Source organism: Clostridium magnum DSM 2767 (genome assembly GCF_001623875.1).
In the GTDB taxonomy this organism is placed as follows: Bacteria; Bacillota; Clostridia; order Clostridiales; family Clostridiaceae; genus Clostridium_AM; species Clostridium_AM magnum.
Genome location: NZ_LWAE01000002.1, coordinates 305,176 through 321,788 on the forward strand (window position 1 = coordinate 305,176; position 16,613 = coordinate 321,788).

Sequence of the window (16,613 nt, forward strand, 5' to 3'; positions counted from 1 at the left end):
ATTATATAACAACCAAATTTTAATGCATAATCCCTATTAAGGATTAATAATGCTATTTAAGCTTAAATTGTCTGATTCTACATAAATAATTTGGCATTATTGTTTATTATTTCAAATTTAGTCTTGTTATCTCGTTTGTTAAATTCTAACTGCCAGCTAAAAACTATATAATAAATTAAAAAAGTATTGTATTATATATCTATCAATTTAACCTGGCTTACTTGGCGTTGAACTCCCACTTCTTCAAGTGGGAGTTCAACGCCAAGTAAGCCATGCATTCGCAGCTCTAAAATTCAGATGGGGTAAAAGAATCCTCATCTGAATTAAGATCTTGCTTCAAAGAACTAGGGGGGATGAGTATATGTTAGAGTTAGCACAAAAAATCGATGTTAATATATTAAAATTAATTCAGAATAACTTACAAAATTATATATTTGATAAGATAATGCCTTTTATAACGTCTCTAGGAGATTTAGGATTAGTGTGGATTATTATATCAATAATTTTAATTTTCAGTAAAAGGTATAGAACTATAGGATTGTTGTGTATTTCAGCAATGATATTTAATACTATAATTGGAGAAGGAATATTAAAAAACTTGATTCAAAGACCAAGACCTTTTGTTAATATGGCAACAGTTGATTTATTAATAGACAAGCCTACGTCCTTTTCTTTTCCATCTGGACATACATCTGCATCCTTTGCTGCAGTAGGGATTATCTGTAGTCAGTTAAAGAAATACAGAATATATATAGTTTTATTGGCTTCCTTAATTGCTTTTTCAAGGTTGTATTTATTTGTTCATTATCCATTTGATATATTAGCAGGTATTATTCAAGGTTTAGTTTGTGCAAAGATAGTATTAAAGGTGTATCCTATAGTCATGAAAAAAAGCTCAGCAAATGTTCAAGCGTAAAATATTTTCTAAATGACATATTAAATAGAAGATTTAGTATTGAAGCTAATTTTATTTTCAATACTAAGTCCTCTATTTTTATTTAGTAGAAATCCAAAGTTTTATAATTATTTTGGTATAATGACAAGAATATTCATAATGAGGATTAATAATAATATTTTTGGAAAACAGTGTAACTTTTCAGTTTTATATGACAATTAAAGAAAAAATATGTTATAATATTCGATGGAACATTAAATACTAAAGATTTATGTTATTATAAACTAATGAAAGATTAGATAGATATATATAATATAGGAGTGATTAATATTGGATAAAAAAATAAAAAGTATGTTAGTAGCATTAACATGTGTTTTAACGATAAATAGTACGGTTTTTGCAACGCCTTCATCAAGTACAGCTAATAAAATTCATGAAATGGAAGCGAAGATAGAGAGTTTGGATCATCAAATAGAAACTGTAATGAGTAAGATAAATAGTAATAAAAAAGAAATAGCAAAGACACAAAATGACATAAAAGGTGCAGAAAGCGATTTGAAAAATGCTCAAGATGACATAAAAAAAGGTAAGGTCTTACTTGGTCAAAGAATGAGAGCTATGTACATAAGTGGTTCTAATGGATATTTAAGCGTATTATTAGATTCAAATGGTTTGGAAGACTTTATATCAAGAATTGATATGGTTAAAGCAGTTATAAGCTATGATAATAAGGTTATAGCAGATTATAAGTCAAAAGCAGATGATATTAGTAAGAAAAGGGACAAGCTAACTGCAGAAAATAAGAGATTGTTAACTTTAAAATCAGATAATGAAAAAAAATTAAATCAACTTAATTCTGATAAAGATAACCAAAAAAAGTTAATAGCGCAAGCTAAGGAACAACAAAGGTTATATGCTGCAGCTGAAGCAGCATCGGTAAGTGGTGCTGCTAAGCAGGTAGCTAATATAAGAAAATCAGCACCTAGTATAAGTCAGTCTAGAGGAGTAGCAGCTGCTAGTGCAAACAATGTCATAGCATTTGCCTCTAATTATATGGGTACTCCTTATGTATGGGGAGGTTCTTCTCCAAATCCAGGATTTGATTGTTCTGGATTTACTCAATACGTTTATGGTCATTTTGGTGTATCTATAGGAAGAACTACATATGATCAAATAAATGATGGAGTTCCAGTTTCAAGAGGTCAATTACAGCCAGGTGACTTAGTTTTATTTGGTTCATCAAGTAATCCTCATCATGTAGGAATTTATGTTGGTGATGGAGCTTATATTCATGCACCTCGTACAGGGGATTCTGTTAAGATTTCATCTCTTGATAGTAGAGGAGATTTTGTAACAGGTAGAAGAGTTAATTAGACCTTGATAATTATTAATTGGATTGAAAAATATAAGACACCTTTAAAGAAATAACCAGTCAGTGGCTAATATATTTATTTGACTTGTTATTTCTTTGGAGATGTCTAAAGTGAGCTCTAGTTTTAACTAGAGCTCTTGTAGTGTTTAGTAATAAACCAGGCACCATATTTCGCTTAAGATGTAGAGGTTAAGATACTAACAATACAGTTGAAGTTTAACCTTAATCTGTAGTTTTATTCATTAATTTGAATTTGATTTATATACAAGTGGTAAAATGCTGAGCTATAGAATGGACATATGGAACCAGATAAGTTATTTGTTATTTGGTTCTTTTTTATACATTTTGTAACACATTTAACTTAATTGACATATATTATTTATACGAGTATACTATAAGTGAACATATGAACAAATATTCATGTGTATTAAGGAGAGATTAAGATATGTATAAAGAAGGAAAGATTGAAATTTGTAATTGTAGTGTAATACATGAAGATGTGTTGCTTGATGTGAAGAAGAATATGCCAGAAGAAGAAAAGTTATATGATTTGGCAGAATTGTTTAAAGCTTTAGGTGATAATACCAGAGTTAAAATACTATATGCTTTGTTAAATTCAGAAATGTGTGTTTGTGATATAGCTGCGCTCCTAGGAATGACGCAGTCTGCAATATCGCATCAGCTTAGAGTTTTAAAGCAATCAAGGCTTGTAAAGTATAGGAGAGAGGGTAAAATAGTGTATTATTCTTTAGATGATGAGCATGTTAAGCATATATTTGACCAGGGATTGATTCATATAAGTGAATAATAATTATGAATTTTAACGAAATATAAGATGAAGTTAATCTTATTTCACTGTAAAGATTATTTAAGGGGGAGATAAAATGGATACTAAGGCAAAAGAAAAGAGTATATCTAGTATTAAGGTTAAAGGAAAGATTATATCTAATGCTAAGGTAAAAGAAAAGAACTCATCCGTTGTTAAAAGTAGACAAATAGATCCGAAAAAACAAGGGGATATCACGAAAGAGATTATATTGGAAGGACTATGCTGCGCAAATTGTGCTGCTAAAATTGAAAGAGAATCTGCAAATATAGCAGGTGTACAAGCTGCTAGTATTAATTTTATATTGAAAAAGCTTATTTTAGAGATAGAGGACAAAAATAGGCTTAAGGAGATTATAGAAGAAGTTAAAAAAATAGTAAAAAGAATAGAGCCAGATGTAAAGGTAATTATAGAAGGACATCATAAAAAAGATGGTTCGGAAAATCATGCTCATGTTCTTGTCAATGAAGATCATCATGAGCATCACCATGCTCATGAACATGGTGAGTTAGATAAAGACGATTTTGTAAAACTTGCTTTGGGAATAGTTGCATTTGGAATTGTCACTGTTTTGAAATTTACTCCAGGGGTAGAGTTTGTTTTGTATTTAGTTAGTTATCTATTAATAGGTGGAGATGTGCTATTAAAGGCAATTAAAAATATAGGAAAAGGTCAAATCTTTGATGAGAATTTCTTAATGTGTATTGCTACTGTTGGGGCATTTTCTATTAAACAGTTTCCAGAAGCTGTAGCAGTTATGTTATTTTATCAGATAGGAGAGTTTTTTCAAGACTTAGCGGTGGATCGTTCAAGGAAATCTATAGCAGATCTTATGAATATTAGACCAGATTTTGCCAATATTAAAGCTGGGCAAAGTATAAAAAAAGTGTCGCCAGAAGAAGTGAAGGTAGGGGATTTTATTATAGTTAAGCCTGGGGAAAAGATTCCTTTAGATGGTAAGGTTACTGATGGTAAATCTGTTTTGGATACATCGGCCTTAACTGGTGAAGCTGCTCCTAGAGAAGTGAGTGCAGGACATCCTGTATTAAGTGGATTTATAAATAAAAATGGACTTTTAACTATAAAAGTAACCAAAGAATTTGGAGAGTCTACAGTAGCTAAAATTTTAGATCTAGTGGAAAATGCAAGTAGTAAAAAGGCGCCTACAGAGAATTTTATAACAAGATTTGCTAGATATTATACTCCTGTAGTTGTTATTTTATCAGCAGCTCTAGCATTTTTGCCACCAATATTTATAAGTGGAGCTACTTTTTCTGAATGGTTATATAGGGCATTGGTTTTTCTAGTTGTTTCATGTCCTTGTGCTTTAGTAGTTTCGATACCACTAGGCTTCTTTGGTGGAATAGGTGGAGCATCTAAAAATGGTGTTTTAGTAAAGGGTGGAAATTATTTAGAGGCTTTAAATAATGTAGAGGTAGTTGTATTTGACAAAACAGGTACTCTGACAAAGGCAGTTTTTAAGGTTACAGAAATAAACCCTAAGGAAAATATTACAAAAGCTGAATTGCTAGAATACGCAGCTTTTGCAGAAAGTTATTCTAACCATCCTATTGCTACTTCAATAATAACTGCATATGGAAAGAGTATAAACAAGAATGAGGTAGAAGGTTACAATGAAATCTCTGGACAGGGGTTAAAAATTAGGGTAAGAGGAAAAGAAGTACTTGCTGGAAATACTAAATTAATGATAGATTCAAATATTCCTTATGAAGATGTTGAATCTACAGGAACTATAGTGCACGTAGCTGTAAATAAAAAATACTTAGGATATATTGTTATATCTGATGAAATAAAAGAGGATTCTGCAAAAACGATACAAGCATTAAAGTCCATTGGAGTTAAGAAAACTATAATGCTAACTGGTGATAATAAGACTGTAGGGGATAATGTAGCTAAACAGTTAGGACTAGACGAAGTATACTCAGAGTTATTACCTCACCAAAAGGTTGAGAAGTTAGAAGAGATAGATCAGAAAAAATCACGGAGCGGCAAGCTGATTTTTGTAGGAGATGGAATTAATGATGCACCTGTACTTGCAAGAGCAGATATAGGAATAGCTATGGGAGGCATAGGATCAGATGCAGCAATAGAAGCGGCGGATGTAGTAATTATGACAGATGAACCATCTAAAGTAGCTGCTGCAATCAAGATAGCTAAAAGAACTAAAAGTATAGTTTGGCAGAATATAGTATTTGCTTTAGGGGTTAAAGCTGTAATTTTAGTCTTGGGTGCTTTGGGAGTTGCTACTATGTGGGAAGCAGTATTTGGAGATGTAGGAGTTGCGCTAATTGCAGTACTAAATGCGATGAGAGCAATGAAAACTGAAAGGTGATGTAACATTTAGCCTAGAATTTTATTAAGTTAAAATTCTAGGCTAATTTGTTTTAATCAGTGTAATTTTTATAGATATTTTTTCATAATCATATTAGTATATGTTAGATAATTCACAGCTTTAGGGGAGGTGTATGTGGAGGATGATTGGAGATGCTTTTTATCAGTTTCCGATAGATTATGTGCGAGAACAGTTTCCTGCCTTGAAACGGATTTATAATAACAGATCTGTAATTTATTTAGATGGACCAGAAGGATCTCAGATGGTTCGTGGGTCAATTGAAGCGATGTCAAGTTATATGTCTAAGGGTTGTGCAAATCTTTATGGTCAATTTCCAAGTAGTAAAGAAACGAAGGATATGGTATTAGAAGCAAAGAAATCGGTAGCAGAGATGTTGGGTGCTAAAGAGAAAGAGATTGTATTTGGTGCGAATGTTACAACCTTAGAGTTTGCAATTTCAAGGCTTATAGCAAAGGATTTAAAGCCGGGAGATGAGATAGTTCTTTCTGAAATGGATCATAGGGCAAATGTAGAACCGTGGTTATCAATTGCTAAAGATAAAGGTCTTATTGTACGATGGTTTAAAGCTAATATAAGTAATCTTACTCTTGATTTAAGTGAGATGTACTCAGTTATTACAGAAAAAACTCGAATAGTTGCTATTGGACTTGCTTCAAATGCTATAGGCACTGTTAATGAAGTTGAAATAATAGCAGATCGAGCAAAGGCGGTTGGTGCTATTGTTATAGTAGATGCAGCTCATGCGGCTCCACACTTTTTTATTGAATATAATAAACTTGGCGCAGATATACTTTTCTGTTCTGCCTATAAGTTTTTCGGACCACATGTAGGTATTGCTATAATCAAAGAAAGTATATCTAAAAGGTGGGTAGGGGCATCCCCTAATCATATTGTACATCAACCGGAAACAGGTACTCTAAATTATGAAGGTATCGCTGGGATTAAGGCAGCAATTGATTTTATTGCTTCGCTAGGTAGAGGAGAAACAGAGAAAGAAAAAATAATGTCAGGGTTTAAACAGATTGAAGCTTATGAAAATAGATTGGCTAGTAAAATTCGTAAGAGGCTTAGCAAGATGTCAAAGATAATAATGTATCAGGCACCAGAATGGTCTAGAAAGACCCCGACTATTACTTTTAGAATTGATGGTATGACTTCACAGCAGGTGTGCAGGTGGATGGCTGAAGAAAATTCAGTTTTTATTACAAATGGTGACTTCTATACAGCTGTTTTAGCTGATAAACTAGGTATTCATAAAGATGATGGATGGATTCGAGTAGGAATTGCTCCTTATAATACTGAAGAAGAAGTAGAATTTTTTATTAGTACAATTAAGAAACTAGTTAATGTATGAGAAATGTAGAAATAATGGCTATTTGTTAAGAATATTTATCTTAACAAATAGCCATTATTTATTGTTAAATAGACTTATTATTTGCAAAATTAGACGGTATCTAAGATATAGTAGTACATGTATTAGACAAAATTCGCTAATATGGGAGGTGTTTTTTTTTGAAAGGCATAGAAAGAAGAAGTATTAATACAGGAAAAACATCTGTATCAATTTAATTGCTAAATTTGACTGAAATCAACGAAAATAAATATTGATACAGAGAAGAAAACAGTATATAATAGAGACATAAGATGATGAAAGATAAATAACAAACAATAATTCAATTAAAAGATATGTAAAAAATAAAGTAATAATGACAAATATTGATGAAAATAAGGAGTGTATAGATTATGGAACAATGGAATGGCTTTAAACAAGGAAGATGGACTGAAGAGATCAATGTTAGAGACTTTATACAAAAAAATTACACTGTATATGAAGGCGACAAAAACTTTTTAGCAGCTCCAACAGAAAAAACTAAGAAAGTATGGAGTGAAGCAGAAGCTCTTATAATAGAAGAAATCAAAAAAGGTGTTATGGATGTTGAAACTAAAGCATTCTCTGGTATAAACAATTTTAAAGCAGGATATTTAGATAAAGAAAACGAAGTTATCGTAGGATTCCAAACAGATGCCCCATTAAAGAGAATAATGAACCCATTTGGTGGAATGAGAATGGTTGAACAATCTCTTGAAGCATATGGTTTCGAAATGGATGAAGAATTAAATAAGAACTTCAAGCAATACAGAAAAACTCACAACGAAGGTGTTTTTGATGCTTATACAGAAGCAACAAGAAAAGCTAGAACAGTAGGTCTTTTAACTGGACTACCTGATGCTTATGGAAGAGGAAGAATAATAGGTGACTACAGAAGAATAGCTCTTTACGGAATGGACTTCTTAGTGGCACAAAAGAAGAAAGACCTAAAAGAATTAAAAGGATCATGTGACGAAACTATAAGACTTAGAGAAGAAGTATCAATGCAGATCCGTGCTATGCAAGAAATCAAGGATATGGCTTTATCATACGGAATAGATATATCAAAGCCAGCTTCAAATGCTGTAGAAGCAGTTCAATTCTTATACTTTGGATACTTAGCTGGAGTAAAAGAAAATAACGGAGCAGCAATGTCACTTGGAAGAAATACTACTTTCTTAGATATATTCATAGAAAGAGATATTCAAAATGGATTATTAACAGAAGAGTTAGCTCAAGAAATAATCGATCAGTTTGTTATAAAATTAAGAATGGTAAGACACTTAAGAACTCCTGAGTACAATGACTTATTTGCAGGAGATCCTAACTGGATAACTGAATCAATCGGAGGGGTTGGAGTTAACGGTAAGCCACTTGTTACTAAAACAGCTTACAGATTCCTACACACACTAACTAACTTAACACCAGCACCAGAACCAAATATGACAGTTTTATGGTCACAAAACTTACCAGAAAACTTCAAAAAGTATTGTGCTGAAATGTCAATAAAGACAGATGCTATCCAATACGAAAATGATGATATAATGAGACCAATATATGGAGACGACTATGCTATAGCTTGCTGTGTATCTGCTATGGAAGTTGGTAAGAGAATGCAGTTCTTCGGAGCTAGAACAAACCTTGCTAAAGCATTACTTTACGCTATAAACGGTGGAGTAGATGAAAAGAAAATGGCTAAGGATGGCAGCTTAATAGAAGTTGTACCTGGAATAGAAAGAATAACTGATGAAGTTCTTGATTTCGACAAAGTAATGAAAAACTACATCAAAGTTATGGAATATGTAGCCGAGCTATATGTTGATACAATGAATACAATACACTACATGCACGACAAATATGCTTATGAAGCAGGACAAATGGCTCTTCACGATACAAAAGTTAAGAGATTCATGGCATTCGGTGTAGCTGGATTATCAGTTGTTGCAGACTCATTAAGTGCTATAAAATTTGCTAAAGTTAAGCCAGTAAGAAACGAAAAAGGTATTGCTGTTGACTTCGAAATCGAAGGAGACTTCCCTAAATACGGAAATGACGATGATAGAGTTGACGATTTAGCAGTAGATATAACAAAGAGATTCTCAAATGAACTTAAGAAACACAAAACTTACAGAAATGCAGACCATTCACTATCAGTTTTAACTATAACATCAAACGTAGTTTATGGTAAGAAAACAGGATCAACTCCTGACGGAAGAAAAGCTGGAGAAGCTTTTGCACCAGGAGCAAATCCAATGCACGGAAGAGATGAAAATGGAGCTCTTGCTTCACTTAACTCAGTAGCTAAAATACCATATAGAGAATACTGCCAAGACGGTGTTTCAAATACATTCTCAATAATACCAGATGCTCTTGGAAAAGATGAAGAAAGCAGAATCAGCAATCTTGCTAATCTAATGGATGGATATTTTGGACAAAGTGCATTCCACTTAAACGTAAATGTATTTAGAAGAGAGACATTAATAGATGCTATGGAAAATCCAGAAAAATATCCAACTTTAACTATCAGAGTTTCAGGATATGCTGTTCACTTCAATAGATTAACTAAAGAACAACAAAAAGAAGTTATAAGCAGAACTTTCCACGATGCAATATAATGCAAAATAACTTGTAAAGTTTTGTTCATTGAGATAGAATGTTTGTAATTTAATAAATGTAATGATATTGCCCGTTGTTTTTTAACAACGGGCAATGTTCATAATTGGAGGAGATAAAAATGATTGTAGGAAGAATTCACTCTTTTGAGAGTATGGGATTAGTAGATGGACCGGGAATTAGATCTATTGTATTTTTGCAGGGCTGCGCTCTTAGATGTGCATATTGTCACAATCCAGATACATGGGCATTTAGCGGCGGAAAAGAAATGACACCAGAAGAAGTAGTAAAAAAGGTGAGTAGATTTAAACCTTATTTTAAAGACAATGGTGGAGTTACTTTTTCTGGCGGAGACCCTTTAATGCAGCCAGAGTTTTTAATAGAGACTTTAAAACTTTGTAAAGAGGCAGGTATTCATACAACTATTGATACATCAGGCTATGGTAAAGGAAAATATGAAGAAATATTGAAGTATACTGATTTAGTACTTCTTGATATAAAACATGTAGATGATGCAGGGTATAGGAGTTTAGTTGAGGCTCCTAAAAAAGGTTTCGATCAGTTTTTAGAAGCTGTTCAAAAGGCAGGTACTAAGCTTTGGATAAGACACGTTGTAGTTCCTGGAATAACAGATTCTGAAGAACATATAAAAAAATTAGCTCAAATAATTAGGGAAATAAAAAACGTAGAAAAAATTGAACTTCTTCCATATCACACTTTAGGAGCTCAAAAATATGAAAAGATGGAATTGGATTATAAACTAGAAGGTGTAGAATCCATGGATAAAGAAGACTTAGCTAAATTAGAAAAAGTTTTAAAAGATGAGCTAGAGAAAAATTAAGTAATTCCTACGTTATATAGGGTTCCAGGGTGGAACCCTATATAAGATTATCATAAAAATTGTGCTATATATCTGAAATATCAAAAGATTTAATCTTTATCACAAGGTATAAAATAAATGTTTATGGTTCCGATAATATGGTAGTAATAATAAAATATACTACAATTAGGAAAGGACAGAAGATATGGAAAGAAAAGTTTCTATGAAAGAAAAATCTATAAAATTCAAAATTCTCACAGTGCCCTTAATTATTATATTTATCGTTGCATCTTTGATATCTGTTATAGCTATTAAAATAGCACAAGCTACGGTAATGAATCAGCTCAAAGGAGATGGAACTAATTTAGCAAATGGAGTTGCTAAACAGGTTGGTAATAATGCTATCTCGCTTGGTACCCTAAACGAGTCTATAGAATCTAGAATTAAAACCCTTGGAAAATTCATTGTAGGAAATGTAGATAAGGTAAATAATGATTATTTATCAGAGCTAGCAAGTCAGTTTGAGGTAGATGAAATAAATGTTACAGACCCAAATGGAATAATAATTTACTCTAATTTACAATCAAGTATAAATGCAGTTTTCGATAGTAATCATATTTCATATCCTGTTTTAAAGGGCGAAAAAACAGAATTTATGGAGAACATCAGAAAGAGTAGAGAAAATAATAACTACTATAAATATGGATATATACGAAAAAATGATGGCGGAATAGTGCAAATAGGTATACTTGCTAATAAGGTGCAAAAGTTAAGTGCCAGTCTTGAAGTGCAAAAATTAGTTGAAGATATGGTAAAGGACAATAGTAGTATAGTTTATGCACTATTTATAGATAAAAATTTAAAAGCAACAGCACATAGTGAAAAGGATAGGATAGGAATAGCTCTTGATGACATAGGAAGTAAGACTGCAGCAGTAGATGGCAAACTTTATTCCTCCACTTTTTTACACAAAAACAAAATAGAAGTTTATGATATATTAGTTCCAGTATATAGTAATGGTGTACATATAGGTGCAATCGATATAGGATTTTCATTAGATAATGAGACTAAAACTATTCATCATATAATATCATACATATTAATTATTGCAGTGTTAGCTATAGCTATTTCATCATTTATACTGATTAAGATAGAAAAAAGTATAGTAAGCCCTCTAGAAAATTTGGTACAAGTATCTAAAAAGATATCCAATGGAGAGTTTGATAGTGAGGTTGTAGTATATAATAATGATGAAATTGGAATTTTAGCATCAAGCTTTAAACAAATGTCAGATAGCTTAAAGGGTACTATAGGAACGATAAAGAGAGAGACTGCAAGGGTAAGTTCTATGGCTTATGATCTAAATTCAAATGCAGAACAAATGAATAGTTCTGTTGATCAGGTAGCTCATGCAGTTGAAAATGTAACTACGGGAGCAACACAACAAGCAAGTGACCTAATGGAAGTAGTGAACCATATGTCTAGTTTAGAAGATGAACTTAAAAATATCGAGAATAAGCTAAGTCGTGTTAGAGAAAGTTCAGACATGACAGCAAATAAAGCAATGGTGGGAAAAGATCAAATTGATCTTCTTTTAAAATCAATTGAAGATATTAAAAATTCATTTAAAACAGTAGCTGAAAAAGTTAATAGTCTAAATTCCAGTGTATCACAGGTTGGGAACATAACAGATGTTATAAACGATATATCTGAACAGACTAATTTACTAGCTCTTAATGCCGCTATAGAAGCAGCAAGAGCAGGAGAAGCAGGAAAAGGCTTCTCGGTAGTTGCAGAAGAGGTAAGAAACCTTGCTGAGCAGTCTAAGGAATCAACTGAGCAGATACAGAAGCTAATTTACTCAATAAGCAGTGAAACTGCAAATGTAATGACTACAGCTGATGAAGTTAGAGAACTTGTTAATAAGCAAGTAAATACAGTACAAACTACAATATCATCCTTTAATGATATGATTGAGGCTATTACCGGTATACCACCTTTGGTAGATGATACTTATGGATCTCTTGAAAATACAATAAAATCTAAAGATATAGTTTTAACTAAAGTTGAAGGCGTTACTTCTGTATCCCAGGAAACATCTGCTGCTTCTGAAGAAATTTCAGCATCTTCTCAAGAAATGTTTGCTAGCACTGAAGAGGTTGCCAAATTTGCTTTAGAATTAAGTGAAGTTGCCAAACAGCTTGATAAAGAAACAGATAACTTTAAATTGTAGTAGGAATCCAAGGTTCATATGGGACTTGAACCCTAAGCTGATTCAAAAATTTCTTTTTAGTAGAAACTAAAATTAAGAATAACCCTTATGTTTTTTAGCATAGGGGTTAATTTTTTACTTAAAGTATTATATAATAGTATTGAATTTCCCTAAATATGGAATTGTTATCGGGAATTGTATAAACAGATGGGTCTAATTTTTTTTAATGTTAATAGCTTAAAAGTATAGGTTTATGAAAATAGAAAGATAGATTACTATACTGTAAATAAATTGAAATAAATTAGGTTTTATGATTAAAACAAAAATTGTCTTAATAGGCACATATATGCTATACTAATTGTATACTAATTGTATGATGATCAACATATTGTATACTGATTAACATACAGTGTGATACTTATTGCATAATTAGTAAAAAACAGTATATCATTAATCTTAAATTGCATTAATATTTTTAAAGGAGACAAACTAAGATGATTTTCTATGATGAAAATAATTTGGATATAATAGAAAAAGATTTAAGATATCTTCAATTGTTGGCTAAACAGTATCCTTCAATCTCAATTGCCAGCACAGAAATAATTAATCTTCAAGCGATTCTAAATTTACCTAAGGGTACAGAACATTTTATAACAGATGTTCACGGAGAAAATGAATCCTTTACTCACATGCGAAGAAATGCATCGGGAGTTATAAAAAGAAAAATTGATGATGTATTTGGGAATTCCTTGAGAGAACAGCAAAAATCAAAACTTGCAACTCTAATTTATTATCCTGAACAAAAATTAGAATTAATTAAACAAACTGAAAATAATCTTGAAGACTGGTATAAAATAACTCTTTATCAGCTTATTCAGCTATGTAAAAATATATGCTCTAAATACACCCGCTCTAAAGTTAGAAAAGCGCTTCCTCAAGATTTTGCATATATAATAGAGGAGTTACTTCATGAGCAGGATGACAGAGTGGATAAGCAGGCTTATTATAATGGAATCATCAAAACTATAATTGATATAGATCGTGCAGGTGAATTTATTATAACAATATCTAATGTAATACAGAGATTGGTAGTGGACAGACTTCATATTATAGGGGATATTTATGATAGAGGGCCTGGAGCAGATATTATTATGGAAGCTTTAATGAATCATCATTCAGTAGATATTCAATGGGGTAACCATGATATTTTATGGATGGGAGCTGCGGCAGGATGTGAAGCTTGTATCTGTAATGTTCTTAGAATATCCTTAAGATATGCTAATCTTAGAACTATTGAAGATGGATATGGAATTAATTTATTACCTTTAGCTACTTTTGCAATGGAGTTTTATGGGGAAGACCTATGTGAAGGTTTTACGCCTAAAACTTTAGATAAAAATATAAGTGAAAATGAGCTAGCTCTTCTTGCCCAAATGCATAAAGCTATTTCAATTCTACAGTTTAAAATTGAAGGACAAATAATAAAAAGACATACTGAGTTCCAAATGGATGATAGATTGCTCCTAGATAAAATTGATATAGAAAAAGGAGAGATAGAACTAGGGGAAGAAAAGTATAAATTAAATGATACAAGCTTCCCAACGGTGGACTGGAATGATCCACATAAGCTATCTGAAAGAGAAGAAGATCTAATAGAGAAAATAACCCGTTCCTTTGTTAACAGTGAAAAGCTTCAGAGACATATTAAGTTTCTATATAGCAAAGGAAGTATGTATTTAAGATATAATTCTAATCTTTTGTTCCATGGATGTATTCCATTAAATGAAGATGGAAGCTTTAAAGAAGTGAAGATTGGAAATATAAAGTATAGTGGTAAAGCTTTGTTAGATAGAGTTGACCGTGCAGCAAGGGATTCCTATTTCTTTAAGAATGGTACTCAACTTAAGGAATATGGCATGGACCTTATGTGGTTTTTGTGGTGTGGTCCAGACTCGCCGGTCTTTGGTAAAGATAGAATGACAACCTTTGAAAGATACTTCATAGATGATAAAAGCACTCATTATGAGAATAAAAATTACTATTATAAATATAGAGATAATGAAAAAATCATTGAAAATATCCTAGAAGAATTTAACCTTGATCCTAATACTTCCCATATGATTAATGGGCATATTCCTGTAAAAACAAAAGAAGGGGAGAGTCCTATTAAAGCAAATGGAAAACTTCTTGTAATTGATGGTGGCTTCTGTAAAGCCTATCAACCGCAAACAGGAATTGCAGGTTATACTTTGATTTATAATTCCTATGGGCTTCTATTAACATCTCATGGTCCTTTTTCGGCCATTAAAAATGCTGTTAAAGAAGACAGTGATATTCTTTCCTCAACTATAATTTTGGAGCACGTTGTTAAAAGAAAAAGAGTGGCAGATACTGATATGGGTATAGAATTAAGAAAGCAGATAGCGGATTTAGAAAAGCTTCTTATAGCTTATAGAAAAGGGTTAATCAAAGAAGAAATCGGAGAAATAAAAAAATAGTCCAATTATATAGGGGTTCGAAAGTTAGCATACTATCTTATGTAAGCTAACTTTCTGCCTTGCAACTTTACAGCAGGGAAGAAAACATTCTGCAAAAGGCTTCTAGGGCCTTTGTGAAAGGTGACAGATTATTAAAATAATCTTCAGTTATTCTAGTGCTATTCTTTAAGTCCTGAAAAAACAAATTTTCTAATTCTTCTGTAGTTTCTTCATCGTAAATTACAGCATTGATTTCATAGTTTAATACATAACTTCGTATATCCATGTTAGCAGTTCCAATAGTGGACACTTTCCCATCTATTGAAGTAGTCTTTGCGTGAATAAAACTGTTTTTGTTATAAAAATAAACCTTCACTCCATTTCGAGCAAGTTCAGCTAAATAAGTTCTTGAAGCATAATGTACTAGAATATGATCGTATCTTGCAGGAAATATTATGTGAACGCTTACACCGCTTAAGACTGCTATTTTTAGTGCATTAAGTATACTTTCACTTGGTATGAAATAGGGAGTAGTTATATAAATGTGATCCTTTGCCAGGTTTATCATTTTTAGAACTGCCTGTTCAATAGCTGGAAATTCAGAGTCAGGGCCACTCTTTACAAGCTGCATTAATGTGCCACCGCCGCCATCAGTTTCCGGGAAAAATTCTTCAAAGTTGTCATCATAAAAGAAAAATTCTTTATTTGCTTCTTTGATTGTGGCAAAATCATCTAAAAAAACTGCTTGCAAACCGTATACAAAGTCCCCTTTAACCATAATGTGAGTATCTCTCCAATATCCATACTTACTTTTTCCTATATACTCGTCACCGATATTTATGCCACCTACAAATCCAACCTTACCATCAATCACTGCAATTTTTCTATGGTTCCGATAGTTTATTTGAGTATTAATATGTCTGAGCAATGGGGCTAGAAAGTAAGAATACTGAACAACATCTATACCAGCTTCCCTAAGTTCTCTAATATAACTTCTTTTTAGTCTTATACATCCAACTCTATCAAGTATCAATCTTACCTTAACACCATTAAGTGATTTAGCTATAAGTATATCCTTGATTTCATTACCAATACTGTCATTTTTTAATATATAGTATTCCAAATGAATATGATTTTCGGCCTTTTTTAATTCCTCTTTCAAATATTTAAACTTTTCATTACCGTCCTTAAATAGTTTTACTCTATTATTTTTAAAAAGAGGGGATTCACTGTTTTTGGAAAGTAGTTCAATTAAAGAGCCATAACTATTATCCTTTACATTTTTCATAACTGCATAGATCAATTCATCGATATTTATACTTGTTTCATTATGGAGTTTGTGTTTTTTCCAATTTCTTCCTAGAAATATATACATAAATAATCCAATGGGAGGAAACAAAATAAAAACTAATAGCCACGCAATGGTTTTTTCTGGGTTTTTCCTTTCAAGTACAATTACGATTATAGATACTATAGCATTTATGAAAAATATCCAATATAAAGGAGTTCTCATGTTAATTCACCTCCTATAATATTAGGTAATATTCAAAAGATAAATATTACATATAATGGGTTATAAGTGAAATATGTATTTAATTATATCATATTTGTTTAATCATATATATGTACCTGCAAAATGAAAATTATCCTAGATT

Annotated in this window: 10 protein-coding genes; 9 read left to right on the top strand and 1 reads right to left on the bottom strand. The window is 31.8% G+C overall.

The genetic code is table 11. From position 1 onward, the window contains the following. The first annotated feature begins 361 nt into the window (after positions 1-361). From CLMAG_RS09045 to CLMAG_RS09085, 9 genes are all read left to right on the top strand, one after another. The gene (locus CLMAG_RS09045; RefSeq protein ID WP_066621290.1) at positions 362-916 is read left to right on the top strand and encodes a phosphatase PAP2 family protein; all 555 of its coding nucleotides are present in this window, start codon (positions 362-364) and stop codon (positions 914-916) included. Between the two features lie 309 nt (positions 917-1,225). Continuing rightward, positions 1,226-2,269, top strand: a complete 1,044-nt coding sequence (locus CLMAG_RS09050) for a C40 family peptidase (RefSeq protein WP_066621292.1) — start codon at positions 1,226-1,228, stop codon at positions 2,267-2,269. 443 nt (positions 2,270-2,712) lie between these two features. Further along, positions 2,713-3,075: an ArsR/SmtB family transcription factor gene (locus tag CLMAG_RS09055; RefSeq protein ID WP_066621295.1), complete on the top strand. Its 363-nt coding sequence runs from the start codon at positions 2,713-2,715 to the stop codon at positions 3,073-3,075. A 76-nt stretch (positions 3,076-3,151) separates the two neighbouring features. Continuing rightward, entirely contained in the window at positions 3,152-5,446 is a 2,295-nt protein-coding gene (locus CLMAG_RS09060) for a heavy metal translocating P-type ATPase (RefSeq protein ID WP_066621298.1), read from the top strand. Positions 5,447-5,579: 133 nt separating this feature from the next. Further along, a complete protein-coding gene (locus CLMAG_RS09065; RefSeq protein ID WP_201787645.1) occupies positions 5,580-6,821 on the top strand; it encodes a cysteine desulfurase-like protein in 1,242 nt (413 codons plus the stop codon). Positions 6,822-7,207: 386 nt separating this feature from the next. After that, entirely contained in the window at positions 7,208-9,451 is a 2,244-nt protein-coding gene (pflB, locus tag CLMAG_RS09070; protein WP_066621304.1) for a formate C-acetyltransferase, read from the top strand. Between the two features lie 119 nt (positions 9,452-9,570). Further along, the gene (gene pflA / locus CLMAG_RS09075) at positions 9,571-10,290 is read left to right on the top strand and encodes a pyruvate formate-lyase-activating protein (RefSeq protein WP_066621306.1); all 720 of its coding nucleotides are present in this window, start codon (positions 9,571-9,573) and stop codon (positions 10,288-10,290) included. 184 nt (positions 10,291-10,474) lie between these two features. After that, a complete protein-coding gene (locus CLMAG_RS09080; RefSeq protein ID WP_242872982.1) occupies positions 10,475-12,502 on the top strand; it encodes a methyl-accepting chemotaxis protein in 2,028 nt (675 codons plus the stop codon). Positions 12,503-12,975: 473 nt separating this feature from the next. Then, the gene (locus CLMAG_RS09085) at positions 12,976-14,979 is read left to right on the top strand and encodes a fructose-1,6-bisphosphatase (RefSeq protein WP_066621309.1); all 2,004 of its coding nucleotides are present in this window, start codon (positions 12,976-12,978) and stop codon (positions 14,977-14,979) included. A gap of 67 nt (positions 14,980-15,046) precedes the next feature. Here CLMAG_RS09085 and cls read toward each other — a convergent pair whose 3' ends face one another. Next, the gene (gene cls / locus CLMAG_RS09090) at positions 15,047-16,471 is read right to left on the bottom strand and encodes a cardiolipin synthase (RefSeq protein ID WP_066621312.1); all 1,425 of its coding nucleotides are present in this window, start codon (positions 16,469-16,471) and stop codon (positions 15,047-15,049) included. Positions 16,472-16,613: the final 142 nt, after the last annotated feature.